This window comes from Octadecabacter sp. SW4 (assembly GCF_008065155.1).
In the GTDB taxonomy this organism is placed as follows: Bacteria; Pseudomonadota; Alphaproteobacteria; order Rhodobacterales; family Rhodobacteraceae; genus SW4.
On the sequence record NZ_CP042819.1, the window covers coordinates 260,503 to 279,338 of the forward strand.

At 58.9% G+C, this 18,836-nt stretch carries 23 protein-coding genes; 17 read left to right on the forward strand and 6 right to left on the reverse strand.

Annotated features, from left to right (window positions below; all coding sequences use genetic code 11):
- From FTO60_RS01285 to recO, 9 genes are read left to right on the forward strand one after another with little or no spacing between them, the layout of a single operon-like run.
- A complete protein-coding gene (locus tag FTO60_RS01285; protein ID WP_148054273.1) occupies positions 1-747 on the forward strand; it encodes a pyridoxine 5'-phosphate synthase in 747 nt (248 codons plus the stop codon).
- A 59-nt stretch (positions 748-806) separates the two neighbouring features.
- Positions 807-1,019, forward strand: coding sequence for a hypothetical protein (locus FTO60_RS01290; protein ID WP_148054274.1), 213 nt, complete (start codon positions 807-809; stop codon positions 1,017-1,019).
- Positions 1,016-1,330 (forward strand): Dabb family protein, encoded by a 315-nt coding sequence (locus FTO60_RS01295; RefSeq protein ID WP_148054275.1) that lies wholly within the window; start codon positions 1,016-1,018, stop codon positions 1,328-1,330. The genes FTO60_RS01290 and FTO60_RS01295 overlap by 4 nt, the downstream gene beginning before the upstream one ends.
- On the forward strand, positions 1,327-1,728 hold the full coding sequence (acpS, locus tag FTO60_RS01300) for a holo-ACP synthase (protein WP_148054276.1): 402 nt from the start codon (positions 1,327-1,329) through the stop codon (positions 1,726-1,728). The genes FTO60_RS01295 and acpS overlap by 4 nt, the downstream gene beginning before the upstream one ends.
- A gap of 51 nt (positions 1,729-1,779) precedes the next feature.
- A complete protein-coding gene (gene lepB / locus FTO60_RS01305) occupies positions 1,780-2,634 on the forward strand; it encodes a signal peptidase I (protein WP_148054277.1) in 855 nt (284 codons plus the stop codon).
- Positions 2,631-3,311: a ribonuclease III gene (rnc, locus tag FTO60_RS01310; RefSeq protein ID WP_148054278.1), complete on the forward strand. Its 681-nt coding sequence runs from the start codon at positions 2,631-2,633 to the stop codon at positions 3,309-3,311. Before lepB ends, rnc begins: the two co-directional genes overlap by 4 nt.
- Entirely contained in the window at positions 3,308-4,225 is a 918-nt protein-coding gene (era, locus tag FTO60_RS01315) for a GTPase Era (RefSeq protein WP_148054279.1), read from the forward strand. Before rnc ends, era begins: the two co-directional genes overlap by 4 nt.
- Positions 4,222-4,551, forward strand: a complete 330-nt coding sequence (locus FTO60_RS01320) for a DUF1491 family protein (protein ID WP_148054280.1) — start codon at positions 4,222-4,224, stop codon at positions 4,549-4,551. Before era ends, FTO60_RS01320 begins: the two co-directional genes overlap by 4 nt.
- Positions 4,552-4,578: 27 nt before the next feature.
- Entirely contained in the window at positions 4,579-5,304 is a 726-nt protein-coding gene (gene recO / locus FTO60_RS01325) for a DNA repair protein RecO (RefSeq protein WP_148054281.1), read from the forward strand.
- Here recO and FTO60_RS01330 read toward each other — a convergent pair.
- Positions 5,288-5,674: an META domain-containing protein gene (locus FTO60_RS01330; RefSeq protein ID WP_148054282.1), complete on the reverse strand. Its 387-nt coding sequence runs from the start codon at positions 5,672-5,674 to the stop codon at positions 5,288-5,290. The genes recO and FTO60_RS01330 overlap by 17 nt on opposite strands.
- A gap of 51 nt (positions 5,675-5,725) precedes the next feature.
- Positions 5,726-7,405 carry an acyl-CoA dehydrogenase family protein gene (locus tag FTO60_RS01335; protein WP_148054283.1) on the reverse strand — a complete coding sequence of 560 codons (1,680 nt, stop codon included), beginning with the start codon at positions 7,403-7,405 and terminating at the stop codon, positions 5,726-5,728.
- A 142-nt stretch (positions 7,406-7,547) separates the two neighbouring features.
- On the opposite strand from FTO60_RS01335, the gene FTO60_RS01340 reads away from it, so the two are divergent.
- Positions 7,548-8,315 carry a sulfite exporter TauE/SafE family protein gene (locus FTO60_RS01340; protein WP_148054284.1) on the forward strand — a complete coding sequence of 256 codons (768 nt, stop codon included), beginning with the start codon at positions 7,548-7,550 and terminating at the stop codon, positions 8,313-8,315.
- On the opposite strand, the gene FTO60_RS01345 is transcribed toward FTO60_RS01340, so the two are convergent.
- Positions 8,307-8,864, reverse strand: coding sequence for a DUF3859 domain-containing protein (locus FTO60_RS01345; protein WP_148054285.1), 558 nt, complete (start codon positions 8,862-8,864; stop codon positions 8,307-8,309). The genes FTO60_RS01340 and FTO60_RS01345 overlap by 9 nt on opposite strands.
- A 50-nt stretch (positions 8,865-8,914) precedes the next feature.
- A complete protein-coding gene (locus FTO60_RS01350) occupies positions 8,915-10,513 on the reverse strand; it encodes a phosphoenolpyruvate carboxykinase (RefSeq protein ID WP_148054286.1) in 1,599 nt (532 codons plus the stop codon).
- Between the two features lie 297 nt (positions 10,514-10,810).
- Between FTO60_RS01350 and FTO60_RS01355 the strand changes: the two genes are divergently transcribed.
- The 7 genes from FTO60_RS01355 (at position 10,811) to FTO60_RS01385 (ending at position 16,285) form a co-directional block, all read left to right on the forward strand.
- Positions 10,811-11,512, forward strand: coding sequence for a response regulator transcription factor (locus tag FTO60_RS01355; protein ID WP_148054287.1), 702 nt, complete (start codon positions 10,811-10,813; stop codon positions 11,510-11,512).
- 3 nt (positions 11,513-11,515) lie between these two features.
- Positions 11,516-13,273, forward strand: coding sequence for a sensor histidine kinase (locus FTO60_RS01360; RefSeq protein ID WP_148054288.1), 1,758 nt, complete (start codon positions 11,516-11,518; stop codon positions 13,271-13,273).
- 7 nt (positions 13,274-13,280) lie between these two features.
- Positions 13,281-13,724 (forward strand): HPr kinase/phosphorylase, encoded by a 444-nt coding sequence (locus tag FTO60_RS01365; protein WP_254696855.1) that lies wholly within the window; start codon positions 13,281-13,283, stop codon positions 13,722-13,724.
- On the forward strand, positions 13,725-14,657 hold the full coding sequence (gene rapZ / locus FTO60_RS01370) for an RNase adapter RapZ (RefSeq protein WP_148054289.1): 933 nt from the start codon (positions 13,725-13,727) through the stop codon (positions 14,655-14,657).
- On the forward strand, positions 14,654-15,046 hold the full coding sequence (locus FTO60_RS01375; RefSeq protein WP_148054290.1) for a PTS sugar transporter subunit IIA: 393 nt from the start codon (positions 14,654-14,656) through the stop codon (positions 15,044-15,046). Before rapZ ends, FTO60_RS01375 begins: the two co-directional genes overlap by 4 nt.
- Positions 15,047-15,053: 7 nt before the next feature.
- The gene (locus FTO60_RS01380; RefSeq protein ID WP_148057004.1) at positions 15,054-15,326 is read left to right on the forward strand and encodes an HPr family phosphocarrier protein; all 273 of its coding nucleotides are present in this window, start codon (positions 15,054-15,056) and stop codon (positions 15,324-15,326) included.
- 98 nt (positions 15,327-15,424) lie between these two features.
- The gene (locus FTO60_RS01385; RefSeq protein ID WP_148057005.1) at positions 15,425-16,285 is read left to right on the forward strand and encodes a lysophospholipid acyltransferase family protein; all 861 of its coding nucleotides are present in this window, start codon (positions 15,425-15,427) and stop codon (positions 16,283-16,285) included.
- Positions 16,286-16,715: 430 nt separating this feature from the next.
- On the opposite strand, the gene FTO60_RS01395 is transcribed toward FTO60_RS01385, so the two are convergent.
- Positions 16,716-18,077 carry a sensor histidine kinase gene (locus tag FTO60_RS01395; RefSeq protein ID WP_172623771.1) on the reverse strand — a complete coding sequence of 454 codons (1,362 nt, stop codon included), beginning with the start codon at positions 18,075-18,077 and terminating at the stop codon, positions 16,716-16,718.
- Positions 18,074-18,781: a response regulator transcription factor gene (locus FTO60_RS01400; RefSeq protein WP_254696856.1), complete on the reverse strand. Its 708-nt coding sequence runs from the start codon at positions 18,779-18,781 to the stop codon at positions 18,074-18,076. Before FTO60_RS01400 ends, FTO60_RS01395 begins: the two co-directional genes overlap by 4 nt.
- Positions 18,782-18,836 lie beyond the last annotated feature (55 nt).

Sequence of the window (18,836 nt, forward strand, 5' to 3'; positions counted from 1 at the left end):
ATGGCAACCCAAGACCTGCGCCTTGGCGTCAATATCGACCACGTGGCAACCGTGCGCAACGCGCGTGGCGGTGACACCCCCGACCCTGTCCGCGCCGCCATATTGGCGCAAGAGGCTGGCGCGGACGGCATCACGGCGCACCTGCGCGAAGATCGCCGCCATATCACAGATCGCGATATCGACGCATTGATGGCGGCGCTGACTGTGCCGCTGAACTTTGAAATGGCCGCCACGCCCGAGATGCAAAAGATCGCCCTGCGCCACAAGCCCCATGCCGTGTGCATCGTCCCCGAAAAGCGCGCGGAACGCACGACCGAAGGCGGCCTTGAAGTCGCGCGCGAGGAAAACCAGCTGGCCCATTTCATCGCACCGTTGCGGGATGCGGGATGCCGCGTATCCATTTTTATCGCTGCCGATCAGCGCCAGATCGAGGCGGCCAACCGGATCGGTGCGCAAGTGATCGAGCTGCACACCGGTGCCTATTGCGATGCCCACGCCGAAGGGGATTTTGCCAAACGCGATGCCGAATTGGAAAAGATGCGTGAAATGTCGGCCTTTGCCCACGCCCTTGGTCTTGAAGTCCACGCGGGTCACGGCCTCACCTATGATACTGTGCAGCCCGTCGCCGCTTTTCCCGAAGTGCGCGAGTTGAACATCGGTCATTTCATCATCGGCGAGGCGATTTTTCGCGGCCTCACCCCCGCAATTGCAGAAATGCGCCGCTTGATGAAAGAGGTCCGGGCATGACCCGGCCAGCGTTCTTTCGGCGCGGTCAGCCTGCAACTGCTGACCACCCGATTGGAGGCATGATATTGCGACTTCTTCCCGCCTTGTTATTGGCCCCGCGGGCGGCCACCGCGCAAACCGCTACCCCTTGCGACTGGCAGGCCTCGGCGCAGGCGCTGGTCGAGCCCTGGGAGGACAACAGCGCAACCTTTGCCAACGCGGCCCCGCTGGAAATCACGTTTAATCAGGCCACCGGCAGTGTTACCGTCACCAGCCAATTGGGTATGGAATGATTGCGCATTGTGTCATGCTGAACCTGCGTGAAGATCACGACGCAGGCGAATTGGCGCAGATCATGCAGGGGCTTGCTGCCCTTGTGGGCACGATCGACGGATTTACCGGTTTCGAACACGGGCCGAACATTGATTTGGAAGGCAAATCACCTGATTTCGCCGTAGGGTTTGTGGGGCGTTTTACCAGCCGGGCCGCGTTGGAAACCTACGCCGCCGATCCACGCCATCGCGCCCTTGGCGCGCGCCTGGTTGCGCAATGTGCGGGCGGCGGTGACGGTATCACGGTCTTTGATATCGAGAGCAGATCATGATTCTGGGTATCGGCACTGACCTCGCGAATATCGAGCGTATTCAAGGCACGCTTGACCGCTTTGGCGACCGGTTTCGCAATCGTGTTTTCACCGATGTTGAACAGCGCAAGGCCGAACGCCGCCGTGACGTCGCGGGCACCTACGCCAAACGCTGGGCCGCCAAGGAGGCTTGCTCCAAGGCGCTGGGCACGGGTCTGCGCATGGGGATCTCCTGGAAGGACATGGCCGTGTCTAATCTGCGCAGCGGACAACCCGTCATGGCCGTAACGGGATGGGCTGCCGAACGCCTTGCGAAAATGACTCCCGCTGGCCACGAGGCCATCATTCACGTGACTTTGACCGACGATCACCCCTGGGCGCAGGCCTTTGTCGTGATCGAGGCACGCCCCATCGCTTGACAGCCAAGGATGCGGGCCGCATGTAGCAGCCAACCAATGATAGGAACACGCATGTCCGAAACTTCGAGCCTTTGGGGCACCATCAAGGAAACCATCAAAACGGTGGTTTACGCCCTGTTGATCGCAGGTGCCTTTCGCACGCTGCTGTTCCAGCCGTTCTGGATTCCATCGGCGTCGATGAAAGACACGCTGCTGATCGGTGATTTTCTGTTCGTAAACAAAATGGCCTATGGCTATTCCTATGCATCCTGCCCCAGCATCATCATTCCGCGCATCGGTCTTGATGTGGACGCCGAAGATTTCTGCGGCGTGTTCAAGAGCGACGAGGACGACACCAGCGGCGGCAACCGATTGTTTGGCTCTATGCCTGACCGCGGCGATGTTGTCGTTTTTCGCCACCCCGTCACGGGGCGCGATTTCATCAAGCGCCTGATCGGCCTGCCCGGCGACCGTATCCAGATGCGCAACAGCGTTCTTTATGTCAACGATGAGGCAGTCACACTTGAGGACGCAGGCACGTTCGTCGAAACGATGGAGCGCCAAGGCCCGCAAGGAAACCTGCCGCGCTGCCGCAATGGTGCCGTGGGCATGGGCGCGGATTGCGAAAAGACCCGCCAGACCGAAACGCTGCCCGGCGGTGTCAGCCATGACATCCTCAATATTGGCACCACGGCCCTTGATAATACCGGCGTCTTTACGGTGCCCGAGGGGCATTTCTTTTTCATGGGTGACAACCGTGACAATTCCACCGACAGCCGCGTTCCACAAAACGCCCGTGGCGTGGGTTTCGTGCCGTTCGAGGATATCGTTGGCCGCGCGGATCGCATCATGTTCTCGTCTGCCGGGCGTTCGATGCTGGCGTTCTGGACATGGCGCAGTGACCGTTATTTCAAGGCGATTGAGTGAAACTGGCCGCTGATCTGAACGCCTTTGCGCGCACCCTTGGTCATGATTTCGCCAAGCCGGAATTGTTGGTGCGCGCCGTCACCCATTCGTCGATGGCAACAGCGCATCGTGACGACAATCAGCGGCTTGAATTTCTTGGGGACCGGGTGCTGAACCTGGTCATTGCCGACGCAATCTTTGCCGCTGACCCAAGCGCGGCCGAAGGCGAACTGGCCGTGCGCTATAACTACCTTGTGCGCAAGGAAACCTGCGCAGATGTGGCGCGCGAATGGGGCTTGGGCGAGGTGCTGAAAATCGGCCGCTCCGAGATGAAAAGCGGTGGACGACGCAAGACGGCGATCCTTGGGGATGCGCTTGAGGCGGTGATTGCCGCGATCTATCTGGATGCAGGCCTTGATGCGGTGCGCGCCGTGATTCTGCGAATCTGGGGCGAGCGGATTTCAACAGCCGCGACCGAATCCAAGGATGCCAAGACCGCATTGCAGGAATGGGCGCAGGCGCGTGGTATCCAGCCGCCAAAATATACTGAAATCAGCCGCGAAGGACCGGATCACGCTCCGGTTTTCCTGATCGAAGCGCGCCTTGAAACGGGCGAGGCCGCACAGGCGAGCGACACTCCCAAACGCCTTGCCGAACAGGCCGCCGCCGAGGCACTTTTGCAGAAAGTCAGCCCATGAACGATGCGCCCACCTCAGCCGGATTTGTCGCCCTGATTGGTGAACCCAACGCCGGAAAATCAACGCTGCTGAATCGTATGGTTGGCGCCAAGGTGTCAATCGTGACCCACAAGGTGCAAACCACGCGTGCCCGCATCCGAGGTGTCGCGATGGACGGTGCCGCACAGATTGTTTTTGTCGATACGCCGGGCCTGTTCGCCCCCCGCCGCCGCCTTGACCGCGCTATGGTCGCCGCCGCCTGGAGCGGGGCTGCGGATGCAGACGTGATCGTGCTGATGATCGAGGCCCATCGCGGGATCACCCCGGGCGTCGAGGCGATCCTGGAGAAATTGGCCGAAGTTGGTGAGGGGCGCACAGTTGCACTTGCGATCAACAAGATCGACCGCGTGAAATCGGAACAGCTGTTGGAACTTACGCAGCGAATGAACGACCGCTACGCTTTTGCCGACACCTTTATGATCTCGGCGGAAAAGGGCCACGGGTGTGATACCCTGCGCGCATGGCTGGCTGACAAAATGCCCAAAGGACCGTGGCTTTATCCCGAAGATCAAATCGCCGACCTGCCGCTGCGCATGATCGCCGCTGAAGTGACGCGCGAAAAGCTGACCCTGCGCTTGCATCAGGAATTGCCCTATCAGTTGACCGTCGAAACCGAAAACTGGGAAGAACGCAAAGACGGATCGGCCAAGATTGATCAGGTTGTTTACGTCATGCGCGACGGGCACAAAGGGATCGTGCTGGGCAACAAGGGCGAGACCATCAAGGCGGTGGGCAAGGCCGCGCGCGAGGAACTGGTCGAATTTCTGGGCCGCAAGGTGCATCTATTCCTGCAAGTGAAGGTCCGCCCGAACTGGCTTGAGGAAAGCGAACGCTATTCCGAAATGGGCCTTGATTTCAAAGACGGAAATGCATGACGCGGCTGACGGCGGATATCTGGGTATCGGCCTATCTGACACGGCTGCGCCTGCAAGACATCCCCGCCTTCGTGGTGGCCAAGGGTGACCTCACGGCGGGCACGGTGATCGTCAAGCTCAACACTTTGGACGGGCAGGCGCGCGCGTTTCACCGCGCGTTTGATCTGATGAGCGGCGAACGCACATGGGCCGTCTTGGCCGATGGGGCGGAGGCGGATGTTGATGCCTCTCTTGCCAGACAACGCAGTTTCGACCCTGACCTTTGGGTGATCGAAGTCGAAGACCGCGCCGGGCGTCACCTGCTGGATCAACCGGGTCTTGAATAACCCGTCACCTTCGGGCCTGATCGCACCATGATAGAATGGCGCGACGAAGGCCCGCTGATTGCGGTGCGCAAACATGGCGAAACCTCGGTCATTATCGAGGTGTTCACGGCTGAACATGGCCGCCACGCCGGTGTCGTGCGCGGTGGCACCAGCCGCAAGGTTTCGGCCAGCCTGCAGCCCGGCACCCAGATCGAGATCACATGGAAAGCGCGGCTCGAGGATCATTTGGGCAGCATCACCGTTGAACCGCAGCGTAGCCGCGCCGCGCAAGTGATGCAGGATCGTGTGGCGCTTGCCGGGTTGAACGCGGTCTGCGCCATCCTGTCGTTCAGCCTGCCCGAGCGTGAACCCCACCCCGCCCTTTATGCGCGCACCGTGGCGCTGCTTGATCTGTTGGGGCAGGGTGATGTCTGGCCACTGGCCTATCTGCAATGGGAAATGGCGCTGCTGGATGAACTGGGCTTTGGCCTTGATCTGTCGGCCTGCGCCGTGACCGGTACCAACGCGGATCTGTGTTTCGTGTCGCCGCGCACGGGGCGCGCGGTGAGCCGCGAAAATGCGGGTCCGTGGGTGGACAGGTTGCTACCGCTCTCGCCCGCCCTGATCGGGCGCGACATCACCGATGAAAACATCCTGCAAGGGCTGAAAACCACCGGGCATTTCTTTGAGAACCACCTAGCGCCGTCATTGGGGGATCGCAAATTTCCCGCAAGCCGCGCACGCCTTCTGGATGCGCTTAATCGCCAGCCTTGAACACCATTTCGCGCCCCGCGTCGTTGCGCAGGATCAGCGTGTCACCAAGGACTTCGGACCGTGACATGGATTGAAGTGCGGTGAAAAACTGCGTCTCGGCCGCCAGATCAGGGCAGGCCATGCGCGTCGCGCCGATATTTTCGACGTTGAACGCTGGATAGGGCGCGGTTTGCGCGGCGAAATAGCTGTTGCAGGGCGCCTGGCCGGTGACGCGGCCGTCTTCGGCAAATTGGATTGTGGCGCGGGCCGTGAACGGCGCACTGTCCAGCCCGATCAGGCGAAAAACGGTGTTAGCGTCGTATCCGGACATGCCTTTGCCTCCCACACACCCCGCAAGCGCGGCGATCAAGACAAGTGGAAACAGGCGCATGGTTTCCTCCTACTCCCCTTGATCTATAAGAGCTGGTGCAGGCATACGACGCTACCCAAGCAAACGTCGCGCGATGACCTGCGCCTGAATCTCGGCGGCACCTTCAAAGATATTCAGGATGCGTGCGTCGCAGAGAATGCGGCTAACCTTGTATTCCAGCGCGAAACCATTGCCGCCGTGGATTTGCAGCGCGTTATCTGCCGCCGCCCAAGCGACCCGCGCGCCCAGCAGTTTCGCCATGCCGGCCTCAAGGTCGCAGCGGCGATCGTTGTCCTTCTCGGCGGCGCTGAAATAGGTCAGTTGGCGCGCGATCATGATCTCTACGGCCATCATCGCCAGCTTGCCCGCGACCCGTGGAAAATCGATCAGGGATTTGCCGAATTGCTTGCGGTCCTGCGCGTATTGCATCCCTACATCAAGCGCCGATTGCGCCACGCCAATTGCGCGGGCGGCGGTCTGGATGCGGGCGGATTCGAAGGTCTGCATCAACTGCTTGAAGCCTTTGCCCTCTTCGCCACCCAGCAGGTTTTCGCCCTTCACAGTGAACCCGTCAAAGGCCAGTTCGTATTCCTTCATCCCGCGATAGCCCAGCACCTCGATCTCGCCACCGGTCATCCCGTCGGTGGGAAAGGGATTTGCATCATCGCCCGGCGTCTTTTCGGCCAGAAACATCGACAATCCGCGGTGATCGGTGCTGTCAGGATTGGTGCGGGCCAGCAAGGTCATCACATGGGTGCGGGCGGCGTGGGTGATCCAGGTCTTGTTGCCCGTCACCCGGTAATCGTCGCCGTCCTTGACCGCGCGGGTCCGCAACGACCCAAGGTCGCTGCCGGTATTGGGTTCGGTGAACACCGCCGTGGGCAGCTTTTCAGCCGAGGCGAGCGCGGGCAGCCATTTCTGTTTCTGATCTTCAGTCCCACCGCAGATGATCAGTTCGGCGGCGATTTCGCTGCGCGTCCCCAGCGACCCCACACCGATATAGCCACGCGACAGTTCTTCGGAGACCACGCACATCGATGCTTTGGATAGGCCAAAACCACCGTATTCTTCGGGGATCGTCAGGCCGAACACGCCCATCTCGGCCAGTTCCTCGATGATTTCCATCGGGATCAATTCATCGTTCAGGTGCCAGTCATGGGCAAAGGGTTCAACCTTTTCCACGGCAAAGCGGCGGAACTGTTCGCGGATCATCTCGAGTTCATCATCAAGACCCGAGCGGCCCACGGTAATATCAGCGCTGTGCTCCTGCATGAGTGCGACAAGGCGCATCCGCGCGGCCTGCGTATTGCCCTCTTGGGTCAGCGTCTGGATTTCAGGGGTCATCAGCCCGCGCATCTGGTCCTGGGTCAGGCCGATGTCTTGCAGGCGCACGATTTCACCTTGTGACATGGGGATGCCGCCGTAAATCTGCCAAAGATATTCACCAAAGGCGATCTGATGGATCAGTTGTTCGACCTCGCCAAACTTGTCGTCCGCCTGCAGCCGTTCCGCCCATGCCTGCATCTGGCGAAGGCTTTCGGCGTAGGTCGCAAGCCACGCAAGACCGTGCGCGGCGGTTTGGTTTTCTTCGATCAACGTAGCTGATACGCGGTCGTCATCGGTAACGGCCGCGCGCACGTGACTTGTCGCCGTCGCAAGAATATCTTGCACAGGCGGCACAGCGGCGCCGGTCAGTTTCAAAAGATCCGTCAAAACCGGTGTTACAGCCATGTCCATTTCATCCCGCGCCATTTCAGCCTCCATTATGCAGGTGCAGAGATAATGTGTTTGCAACTGCAGCGCAATAATAAGTCGCAAAATGATCCGCAAAGGTAAATAAATGTCGCAGTCGAATTATCGTGCGACAAGCGAAACGGCGCGGTAAAACCCGGATATGCCTTTGATTTTTGATCAAATCGGCGCTGAAGCGCTTGTTCTTGCCAGTCTGATCACGCTGTTTGCGGGGTTGGTCAAGGGCATGGTCGGCTTTGCGATGCCGATGATCATGATTTCCGGTCTCAGCACATTGATCGCCCCTGATCTTGCACTTGCAGCACTGATTCTGCCGACATTGGTATCAAACGGCGCGCAGGCACTGCATCAGGGGCCGCGTGCCGCGTGGCAATCCGTGCGCCGTTTTGGCGTGTTTCTTGGGGTAGGGCTGGTGATGTTGTTGATCAGTGCGCAGTTCGTGCGTGTGTTGCCCGTCAACGTCATGTTCTTGCTCATCGGTGGCCCGGTCGTTCTGTTTACGGCGGTGCAGCTATTGGGTTGGAAGCCACATATCGCGCGGCCCACCCAGTGGATCGAAGCCGCGGTTGGTGGTTTTGCGGGATTTATTGGCGGGTTGTCAGGTGTTTGGGGGCCACCGACGATCGCCTATCTGACAGCCATCGACACCGAAAAGCGTGACCAGATGCGCATTCAGGGTGTGGTTTACGGGCTGGGCGCGCTGGCCCTCACGGTGGCGCATCTGCAGTCAGGGGTGCTGCGCATGGAAACCGCGCCGCTGTCAGCGCTGATGGTCGTTCCGGCGGGTATCGGGATGTGGATCGGCCTGCGCCTGCATAACAGGATTGATCAGGCAGCGTTTCGCAAGGCAACCCTGCTGGTGCTGTTTATCGCTGGGTTGAACCTGATCCGGCGCGGGCTGTTAGGATAGCAGATCCTCGAATCCGCAGGCGCCGGCCAGTTCCGGCACGGCTGTCGGCGGCACCACGTCAAAGCCGACACGATAGAGAACCTCGCCGTTCAGGCTTGCTTCCATTTCCCACCGCCCGACCAGAAGTTCGTAATTGTAGTCGAACTGATAAAATGTGATCGACCGTGCCGTGCCCCTGATTGCGGTGCTATAGACTTGCTGCGTTGCCCCATCTGCGCCCATCGGAGGATGCGTCACGGTCATCACCACCCCATCAAGACCAAACGGATTGGCCGACCGGGATTTCACACCAAACCCGACACCCATAACCGCAGGAACAACGCGCGCGCGGGAAATGAACTCGGGCTCGCCCTCGATCACGTTCGTGGTGCCAGCGATGGTGCCGGGCGCATCATTGAAGCCGACGATTTCCTGCGCGCAGATCACACCGACATCAATTTCGGCGATTTGCGCGCTGACTTTGTCGTCCGGCAAAAGCTGCACCTGCTGCGCGAGCGCGGCGCTGCCAAGGGCGAGGGCAGCGAGAAAGGGAAAGAACCGGTTGAACATGCCCCTAGGGTGGCGTGGCACGCACGCATGTTCAACCTTGAATTTGCGCGCTACCCGATTGCCGCCGCTTTGACATCATCGTCGATGAACGGCACGTATTGGCCAAAGTTATCGGCAAACATCTGCACCAGCTTGGCGGCCTGAGCGTCATAGGCGTCCTTGTCGGCCCAGGTGTCGCGCGGGTTGAGCAATCCGTCATCGACATTATGCACGGAAACGGGCACGTCAAAGCCGAAATTGGGGTCTTTGCGGAACTCGCTTTCCACCAGCGACCCATCCAGCGCTGCCGTCAACAGAGCGCGCGTGGCCTTGATCGGCATCCGCGATCCGGTGCCATAGGCACCACCCGTCCAGCCGGTATTGACCAGCCAGCATGTTGCGCCGTGGCTGGCGATCTTTTCCTGCAACAGCTTGCCATAGGCTTCGGGGCGGCGTGGCATGAACGGCGCGCCAAAACAGGTGCTGAACGTGGGTTCAGGTTCTGTCACCCCGGTTTCCGTGCCCGCCACCTTTGACGTAAAGCCCGACAGGAAGTGATACATCGCCTGCGCCGGTGTCAGGCGCGAAATGGGAGGCAACACGCCGAACGCGTCACAGGTCAGCATGATGATGTTTTTGGGGTGCCCGCCCAGGGCGCTGTCCGAGGCATTGCTGATGTAGTGCAGCGGGTAGGCGCAGCGCATATTGGCCGTCAGGCTGTCATCCTCGAAATCCAGTTCTTTGGTTTCAGGATCGAACACCATGTTTTCGATAACCGTGTGCGGCATCTTGGTGGTGGCATAGATTTCAGGTTCCGCCTTTGGATCTAGGCCGATGGTCTTGGCATAACAGCCGCCCTCAAAGTTAAAGATGCCACGATCCGACCAACCGTGTTCGTCGTCCCCGATCAACACGCGGGATGGATCCGCCGACAGGGTCGTCTTGCCCGTGCCTGACAGGCCAAAAAAAACAGCCGCATCGACAGGGTTACCCTTGGCGTGGTTGGCGCTGCAATGCATTGGCATGATGCCTTTTTCGGGCAGCAGGTAGTTCAGTAACGTGAACACCGATTTCTTGTTCTCGCCCGCGTATTCGGTGCCACAGATCAAGATCAGTTTGGCGTCGAAATTCAGCGCGATCACGGTTTCGCTGCGGCAGCCGTGGCGGGCCGGATCGGCCTTGAAGGTCGGGCAGTTGATGATTGTGTAATCGGGCACAAAGCTGGCCAGTTCGGACACTTCCGGGCGGCGCAGCATCGTGCGTATGAATAGCCCATGCCAGACCAGTTCCGTCACCACACGCACGTCCAGACGATACGCGGGGTCGGCACCGCCGAACAGATCCTGCACCGTGTAGGTGCCGCCCTTCATGTGTTCCAGCATGTCGGCATGCAGGCGATCAAAGGCCGCAACGTCCATTGGCGGATTATTTTCCCACCAGATCGTATCCTGGACCGACGGGGTAGAGGCGACGAATTTATCCTTGGGGGATCGACCGGTGTGCTTGCCAGTGGTGACCAGCAACGTGCCGCCCTGTCCCTCGACGCCTTCACCAGCGGCAAGGGCGGCAGCCATCAATTCAGGTTCTGAGTAGTTGTAATAGACCTGGCCAAGCCCTGTGATGCCTTGATCTTCAAGCTTCATCTGCGGGTTGACCGTTCCGTGGTCCATGTCTTTCACTCCTGATTTGGGGCCGGTGTTGACCCAGACAAGGCTGGCTTAACATGGGTTCTTTGCGGGTGAATAGGTGGGTTTGTTATAGTTAGCGCAACCAAATGCCTGTTAGCGCAACCAAGGCGGGCGCTTGCCGACAAGTGAGACATTTTAGTCATTGGTTACGCTTTTTGCGCGCAAATAAGGCAACACATCCCGACTGATTCGCACTTAGGGATTGATTCGATTGCCAAAAGCAGGGCAAAACCGTGGAAAATCAGGCAAAAAATTGCCACGAGCAGTAGGAGTAACCCCATGTCGAAGATTGCACTGGTGGATGACGACAGGAATATCCTGACGTCCGTATCCATGACACTCGAGGCCGAAGGCTTTGATGTTTCCACCTATAATGACGGTCAGGCCGCGCTTGATGCGTTTAACAAACAGATGCCCGATATGGCGGTGCTGGACATCAAGATGCCCCGCATGGATGGCATGGACCTGTTGCAGCGCCTGCGCCAGAAATCGTCGATGCCGGTGATTTTCCTGACCTCCAAGGATGACGAGATTGATGAAGTGCTTGGTCTGCGCATGGGGGCCGACGATTATGTGAAAAAGCCTTTCTCGCAGCGCCTGCTGGTCGAACGCATCCGTGCCTTGCTGCGCCGTCAGGATGCGATTTCCGGCGAAACCATCGAAGAAACCGAAGACACCAAGATCATGGTGCGCGGAGAGTTGACGATGGATCCGCTACGCCACGCCGTAAAGTGGAAGGGCAATGATGTGTCCCTGACCGTCACCGAATTCCTGCTGTTGCAGGCGCTGGCCCAACGCCCTGGTTTCGTGAAATCCCGCGATCAGTTGATGGACGTGGCCTATGACGACCAAGTTTATGTGGATGACCGCACGATCGACAGCCATATCAAGCGTCTGCGCAAAAAGATGCGCACTGCCGACGACAACTTCTCGGCAATCGAGACGCTTTATGGTATCGGATATCGCTACAACGAAGAGTAGGTGATGACCGTAGCCCCGAAAATCGACATCCATGATCTGAACGCGGTCCGCTCTGCGGCCGGGTCAGGTGGGGATGTGGAACAACGGGTTGTGCTGGGCGAAGACTGGGTGTCACCCGATGCCGCCGCCGACAAGGATATGGCCGACCGCCGCCGCCGCCGCGGTTTGGTGCGCCTGAACCGTTCGCCTTTGGCACGCAAGATCATCACCTTTAACCTGCTGGCGTTGATTGTGCTGGTCGCAGGTGTGCTTTATCTGAACCCGTCACGCGACAATCTGGCATTTCAACGCGCCAGCGGTCTGGTGAACGAGGCGGAATTGATTGCCGATGTGTTCGAGGCACAGTTGCCCGCCGGTGCGCCTGTAAATCTGATTACCGGCGATGGGATCGACGCGGTGACCACCCTTGACGGGCTTGATCTGCGGGGTGGTATCAACGTCTATGTTTTCGATCCCTCTGAAACGCTTGTTGCAGAATCCGCGGGTCTGACCAGCGGTCAGGCGCAACCGATCGACGGGCTTGCGTATGATTCCGGCGGCACGCTGATCACCGATTTCCTGAATACTGTCTGGGAAGGGATCGCAGGTCTGCTTGCCCCCGAACCTGCCGAACCGGTCGCCGTGGATACCGAAGGCCATGCGCGCGCCCTTGTTGCCGACGCGATGGGTGGCGCACCCAAAGTGCAGACCCACACCGACGCAACTGGTGGCACGATCTTTGCCGTCGCGACCCCGATCATGCAGGGCAGCAGGGCCGTTGGCGTTGTCGCCTTGACCAGTGCTGCGGGCGAAATCGACGGACTTGTGCGGCGCGAACGCGAACAGCTTTTGCAGATGTTCGTGATTGGCAGCCTCGTGTCGATCGGTCTGTCGCTTGTTCTGGCCTCGACCATAGCTAATCCGCTGTCGGATTTGGCCGCCGCCGCCGAGCTGGGCCGTGATCGCAACGCGCGAAAAATGTCACCCAACCGCATTCGCATCCCTGACCTCACAGCTCGGCCTGATGAAATCGGGCGATTGTCAGGCGCATTGCGTGGCATGGTCGCTGCCCTGTTTGAACGGATTGAAGGCAACGAACAGTTTGCCGCCGATGTCGCCCATGAAATCAAGAACCCGCTGGCCAGTCTGCGCTCAGCCGTGGGCACAATGCGGGTCGCGAAACGTGACGATCAGCGCGAACGTCTGCTGCAAGTGATCGAACACGATGTGCGCCGCCTTGACCGCCTTGTCAGCGATATTTCCAACGCCTCGCGCCTGGATAGCGAGTTGGTGAAAGAGGAAGAAGAACCCTTTGATCTGATCAAGATGCTGACGAACCTTAGCGAATTTCTTGGGGAACAGGCGGCACAGAAGGGCATCGACTTTATCTCGGACCTGCCTGACAAGCCGATCATCGTGCATGGCCTTGAAGGGCGGTTGGCGCAGGTTTTCGTCAACCTGATTACCAATGCCACATCGTTCTGCGAAGATGGCGATGCGATCCGCGTCTGGGCCCGCAAGCGCGAAAACCGCGTGCTTGTCGTTGTCGAAGACACAGGCCCCGGCATCCCCGACGAGGCGCTGACCAAGGTATTCAAACGGTTCTATTCGGAACGCCCTGAAGGGCAGTTTGGCAATAACTCCGGCCTTGGCCTTGCGATTTCCAAGCAGATCGTCGAAGCGCACGGCGGCGTGATCTGGGCTGAGAATATCCGCCCCACCGAGATGGATATCACATCGGAACCGCTTGGCGCGCGATTTGTGGTCGGCCTTCCGGTCTGAGCGGCGCGTGCCACTCGCCTTTCCTGATAGCCCCGATGGCACCCTGAATATCCACGCTTCCTGCGTCTCCGTCCAAGGGCGCGGCGTGCTGATCTGCGGCCCCTCGGGCAGCGGAAAATCGGCCCTCGCGCTGCACTTGATGGCGCTGGGCGCGGACCTTGTCGCCGATGATCGCACGCTTCTGCGCAACACCGGTGATACGCTGACCGCAAGCGCCGTTGCTACCATTCACGGCCTGATCGAAGCACGGGGCGTGGGCATTCTGAACGCCGCCGCGACGCAAGCGGCCCTGCATCTGTGCATAGATCTGGGCACTACGGAAATAGAACGGCTCCCCCCGTTACGCAGCGTCAATGTGATGGGGCACGCGATCCCCTTGCTTCACCGCGCCCCTTACGATCATTTTGGCGCGGCAATCTTGCAGATACTCAGACACGGGCGCCACAGCTAAATGACCGATCAACCGCCTGACATCCAGACCGAGCCGTCACCACACAGGGTCGTCCTTGTGACCGGCCCGTCTGGAGCGGGCCGTTCAACGGCGATGCGCGCCCTCGAGGATGCGGGCCACGAGGTGATTGACAACCTGCCGTTGTCCTTGCTGCCCCGTTTGCTTGATGGTCCGCCTCATGATCATCCGCTTGCCGTGGTCGTCGACGTGCGTAACCGTGATTTCAGTGTCGATGGATTTCTGGATATGACTCGCGCCCTGGCCGAAGATGTGCATGTGGCATTTCAACTGCTGTTTCTTGACTGTTCCGAGGATGTGCTGGTGCAGCGTTATTCGGAAACGCGCCGCCGCCATCCGCTGACCCCCACGACAACACCGCTTGAGGGTATCCATGAAGAACTGGAGCTGTTGCTGCCGATCCGCGCACGCGCCGATGTGCTGATCAACACGACCGGCCTGACCCCCCATGAGTTGCGTGCCGAAATCGAGATGTGGTTCGTCCCCAAGGACAGCCCGAACCTTGCGGTATCCGTACAGTCGTTCTCCTATAAACGCGGGCTGCCTCGAGGGCTTGATATCGTGATGGACTGTCGCTTTTTGCGCAATCCGCATTGGGACCCGGCGCTGCGCGCGCTTGACGGGCGCGACAGTGCCGTCGCCGAGTATGTGCAGGCCGACCCGAATTTCGCAGCCTTCACCGAGCAGATCGAAAATATGGCCACCCTGCTGATCCCCGCCTATAAGGCCGAAGGGAAATCGCATCTTTCGATCGGTTTTGGTTGCACCGGCGGGCAACATCGATCCGTTGCCGTAGCGGAAAGATTTGCCCAAACCCTTGCACAAGCGGGATGGCAAGTATCTAAACGCCATCGGGAGATTGAACGCCGCGCGATTGGGACATCGGCGGCACAGGCACAGGGGCAAACTGCGTGATCGGGATCGTGATCGTGGCGCATGGTGGGTTGGCGATGGAATACCTCGCTGCTGTCGAACACGTGGTCGGCAAACAATCTGGTATTATCGCCATTGCGATCCAGCCCGACGATGACCGCGCCGCCAAGCAAAACGAGATTTGCGATGCCGCCGACGCGGTTGAAGTCGGTGATGGTGTTGTGATCGTGACAGATATGTTCGGCGGCTCGCCATCCAATCTGTCGCTGCGCGCCTGTAGCCCGGAAAACCGCCGTATTCTTTATGGCGCGAACCTGCCAATGCTGGTGAAATTGGCAAAAAGCCGCAATAAATCGGTGCCTGATGCCGTGGCTGCTGCGCTTGACGCTGGCCGTAAATACATAGACAGCCATTCTGTTGACCAAAATTGAGGCCAAGATGACCGTCACCCGCACGCTGAAAATCGAGAACATCAAGGGCTTGCATGCCCGCGCTTCGGCAAAGCTGGTCGAAGTGGTTGAGCAATTCGACGCCGAGGCAAGCGTGTCAAAGGATGGGCTAAGTGCTGCGGGCGACAGCATCATGGGGCTTTTGATGTTGGCAGCCTCAATCGGAACCTTTATTGAAGTCGAGACCAAAGGCACAGATGCCCAAGCGCTTGCCGATGCCATTGAGGCCCTTGTGGCTGACAGGTTTGGCGAAGGCGACTAGGGCATTTCAAGCTGCAACTGGCAAGCGATTGCCCTCAGGCCGTCAGGGAGGAGCCCGCGTTGACCGATACGACGACACGGAATTCCGGCGCGCAGCCCATCGTGAAACCCGATGATACGCAGCGCATATATGACCGTCGTACGCTGACCTATTCCAACACCTTTGATAATCCCTGGCGTCGCAACATCATTCGCACAATCGAATGGTTCACCGGCAAAATAACGATCCTGCGCCGCATCCGCACCTTTGAAAGGCGCGGCACGCCGACAGGGCAGGCGTTTTGGCGCGCCACCCTTGATGTGATGGGTGTCGATCTGCTGACCCCGCCCGAACAACTGGCCCGCATCCCAAAGACGGGCCCCGTCGTGCTGGTTGCCAACCACCCGCACGGCCTTGTTGACGGGATGATTTTGGCCGATCTGGTCGGACGTGTGCGCAACGATTATCGCATTCTTACACGATCCCTGCTGACAGGGATCGACGAAAGTGCCGCCAGCTATATGATTCCGGTGCCCTTTCCGCACGAAGAAGACGCGCAGAAAAAGATGATCGAAATGCGCGCCAAGGCGATGGAACACCTGAAACAGGGTGGCCTTGTGGCGCTGTTTCCATCGGGCGTTGTCGCCAGTTCCGAGACCATGTTTGGCCCCGCGATCGAGCAGGAATGGAACGTCTTTACCGCCAAGATGATCCGCACGTCCGGCGCACAGGTGTTGCCCGTCTATTTTCAGGGGTCCAATTCGCGCTGGTACCAGATTGCCAACCGGCTTTCAGCGACCCTGCGCCAGGGATTGCTGTTGCATGAAATCGTGCATTCGCTGGACAAACCCCAGGCCCCTGTCGTGGGCGAGGTCATCTCGTCGGATGATGTCCGCGAACGGGTCAAAGACCCACGCGCCTTTATGGCTTGGCTGCGCGACAAGACGCTGGGTCTGGGTCATCAGGGTCGGGATTCATAGTCAGAACTTGACGGCGTCGGCGAGAGCACAGGCGGACAGGAATACGACACGGCATTGATCATCAGCGCATCAGCTCCGCTACCGCGAGCCATAGCGATTTTTGAGAATAAATCCTGACGGCATAGGGTGGTGATCGTCCTGGGCCTGCCGTGGGATTTGCGAAAGCAAGGCACCAACGCGCCATCTGCGCGTCTGTCAGCCAGCACGATCAGAAATCTCACCGCTCGGCTTTTCGGGCCATAAATTTTGGTTACTTAACGTAAGACTAATGGGTTTCAGACCCTAGCCTCAGCGGGTCGGAACCGGGTCGCCTTCGCCCCGACAATCAGAGAATCCGCGTTGGGTTGTGCGGCCCAACCAGCCCGCTTCAAAAGGTTTAATGAACCAGCACGCGGGTGTTGGCCTGCCGACCCAATAGGCCCCAATCGGATCACGTATGCGGCAACATCATTGTGACAGAAAAGCGCCTATTCTCATTGCGCAATTCTATGCGCCCGCCAAAGGCCTCTGCAACTGCGGCGGTGATTGGTAAACCCAAGCCTGATCCTGCGCTAGGTCCGACCTGGCTGAAGCGCCCCCGCGCGCGGTCAAAGTCCTTTGGTGCGATCCCTTTGCCGTCGTCAGATACTGACACCTCCAACCTATCCGCGACCCGGTGGGCAGTTAGCGCAATCTTCTTCAAATGTGTCCCGCCATGAACCATCGCGTTGTTGATGATATTGAGAACTGCCTGCTCAAACATCACTGGATCGCCATAGAGGCTGATATTTCCGCAGGCCAATACTGGCTGAAACGCAATGCCTTGTTCTTGGGCGAGCGTTGCGGCTTTGTTGGAAACCTCCTGAAGGATAGGCAAGGGCGCAAACCGTTGTTTGCTGTCTTGCGGCAACCTTGCCTGTGCTCGTTCCAGGGTCAATAGGTTGTTGGCCAACTGGCCCGCGTCACGCGCTGCTTCCAGCAGATCTTCAGATCGCTCTTTGGATACAGCGAGCGTTTTTGCATTGGCCACAGATTCCGCGAGGCTTAGCACGCCTGCGATTGGATTGCGCAATTGGTGCGCGGCATCAGAAATGAAGGCATTTTTGGCCTCCATGGTTCGCGATAGTTCGCCAACAAGATCATTGAACCGCCCGACGATGCCCGTCACCTCTTGCGGGATGCGCCGCTTGATAGGTGTAAGATCAGAGGCGGAGCGGCGGGCAATGGCGTCTTCCAGATCTATCAAGGGGGCAAGACCACGCGCGACCCCGAACCAAACGATGATGGCCAGCGCGCCGATCAGCGATGCGATGATCAGAAAGACTGGCCGCGTCCGTGTCTGCACAAAGCCATTACGCACCGCGGTCCTTTGCCAGACCGTAAAAGTAAACAGCCCCGTCAGCCCATCGATCGAGGTGCTTTGCGAGAACCGCAACGCCCGCACTGGGGCATCATGATAGACCGCATCGTAGTAAGTTTGCGGGGCATCATCCGCCACGTGTTCCGGTGGGACCGGCGGTGTTGCGTAGCCAGTGACGAATACGCCATCTGGCGCATAAACATGGTAGAAAACTGCACCGCCGGACGTATCGCGCAGAAGGTCGCGGGTTTCCTCGCTCAGCGCATCGCCACCTGTGACCGCCGTGTCTCGCGAAATTGCGAGCGCCGTCGAAAGCAGCGACCGGTCAAAACGCTCGGCCGCATTGGATTGGGCATCGTAATAGGCCCAGAGCCCAACCAGAATGGCAATCACAATCAGCGGTGCAAGGATGACGATAGTCAGGCGCGCACGCAGGGATAGACTGTTCTTCACGTCACCGCCTGCATCATGTAGCCGAGCCCGCGTTTTACGATGATCTGAACCCCGTGAGGCTGCAATCTTTTGCGCAAACGCGACACATACACCTCGACGACAGGCTCATCTACATCCGCACCTGTGCCATAAAGGCTGTCTAGCAAAAGTTGTTTCGAAACGACCCGCCCATCCGCCAGCCAAAGCCGTTCAAAAAGAGCGATCTCGCGGCGGGGAATATCCAGCGGACCATTCGGCCCTTCAATCGTGCGGGCGGTGCGATCAAACTGCACCTCCCCGATCTTGGCAACCTGCTTTGGTTGGTCGGTGACACGGCGTGACAACGCTCTGATCCGCGCGCCGAATTCTTCCATCTCAAAGGGTTTGCTGAGGTAGTCATCGGCGCCAGCATCCAGCCCTTTGATCTTGTCGTCTGTCTCGGATTGCGCCGTCAGGAGCAACACCGGGCGCATATCTTCCCGAGCCCGCATCCCCCGCAGGATGGTCAACCCGTCGGTGTGGGGCAGGTTAATATCAAGCACTACGATATCCGCATCATCATTGCGCAAGAATGCCGCCGCTTCCGCGCCATTATGCAGCAAATCCACCGCATGGCCCGCATCTTGCAGGTAGTAGCGGACACCTTTCGCCACAGAAATATTGTCTTCGACAACGACGATACGCAAAGCAGCCCTTTCAAGAGATTTCGCGGATGCAAGGTTCACGCAAGGATGTCACTGCAACTTGCCCATATCAAGAAGGCAAGGGAAGCCTTCTGAT

Bases quoted from the DNA above. Each gene is read 5' to 3' on its own strand.
- FTO60_RS01335 (WP_148054283.1), bottom strand. From the start codon at position 7,405: ATGGCGCGGGATGAAATGGACATGGCTGTAACACCGGTTTTGACGGAT.
- acpS (WP_148054276.1), top strand. From the start codon at position 1,327: ATGATTCTGGGTATCGGCACTGACCTCGCGAATATCGAGCGTATTCAA.
- FTO60_RS01320 (WP_148054280.1), top strand. From the start codon at position 4,222: ATGACGCGGCTGACGGCGGATATCTGGGTATCGGCCTATCTGACACGG.
- FTO60_RS01295 (WP_148054275.1), top strand. From the start codon at position 1,016: ATGATTGCGCATTGTGTCATGCTGAACCTGCGTGAAGATCACGACGCA.
- FTO60_RS01290 (WP_148054274.1), top strand. From the start codon at position 807: ATGATATTGCGACTTCTTCCCGCCTTGTTATTGGCCCCGCGGGCGGCC.
- lepB (WP_148054277.1), top strand. From the start codon at position 1,780: ATGTCCGAAACTTCGAGCCTTTGGGGCACCATCAAGGAAACCATCAAA.
- recO (WP_148054281.1), top strand. From the start codon at position 4,579: ATGATAGAATGGCGCGACGAAGGCCCGCTGATTGCGGTGCGCAAACAT.
- FTO60_RS01380 (WP_148057004.1), top strand. From the start codon at position 15,054: ATGACCGTCACCCGCACGCTGAAAATCGAGAACATCAAGGGCTTGCAT.
- FTO60_RS01355 (WP_148054287.1), top strand. From the start codon at position 10,811: ATGTCGAAGATTGCACTGGTGGATGACGACAGGAATATCCTGACGTCC.
- FTO60_RS01330 (WP_148054282.1), bottom strand. From the start codon at position 5,674: ATGCGCCTGTTTCCACTTGTCTTGATCGCCGCGCTTGCGGGGTGTGTG.
- FTO60_RS01285 (WP_148054273.1), top strand. From the start codon at position 1: ATGGCAACCCAAGACCTGCGCCTTGGCGTCAATATCGACCACGTGGCA.
- era (WP_148054279.1), top strand. From the start codon at position 3,308: ATGAACGATGCGCCCACCTCAGCCGGATTTGTCGCCCTGATTGGTGAA.
- FTO60_RS01350 (WP_148054286.1), bottom strand. From the start codon at position 10,513: ATGGACCACGGAACGGTCAACCCGCAGATGAAGCTTGAAGATCAAGGC.
- FTO60_RS01360 (WP_148054288.1), top strand. From the start codon at position 11,516: ATGACCGTAGCCCCGAAAATCGACATCCATGATCTGAACGCGGTCCGC.
- rapZ (WP_148054289.1), top strand. From the start codon at position 13,725: ATGACCGATCAACCGCCTGACATCCAGACCGAGCCGTCACCACACAGG.
- FTO60_RS01345 (WP_148054285.1), bottom strand. From the start codon at position 8,864: ATGTTCAACCGGTTCTTTCCCTTTCTCGCTGCCCTCGCCCTTGGCAGC.
- FTO60_RS01340 (WP_148054284.1), top strand. From the start codon at position 7,548: ATGCCTTTGATTTTTGATCAAATCGGCGCTGAAGCGCTTGTTCTTGCC.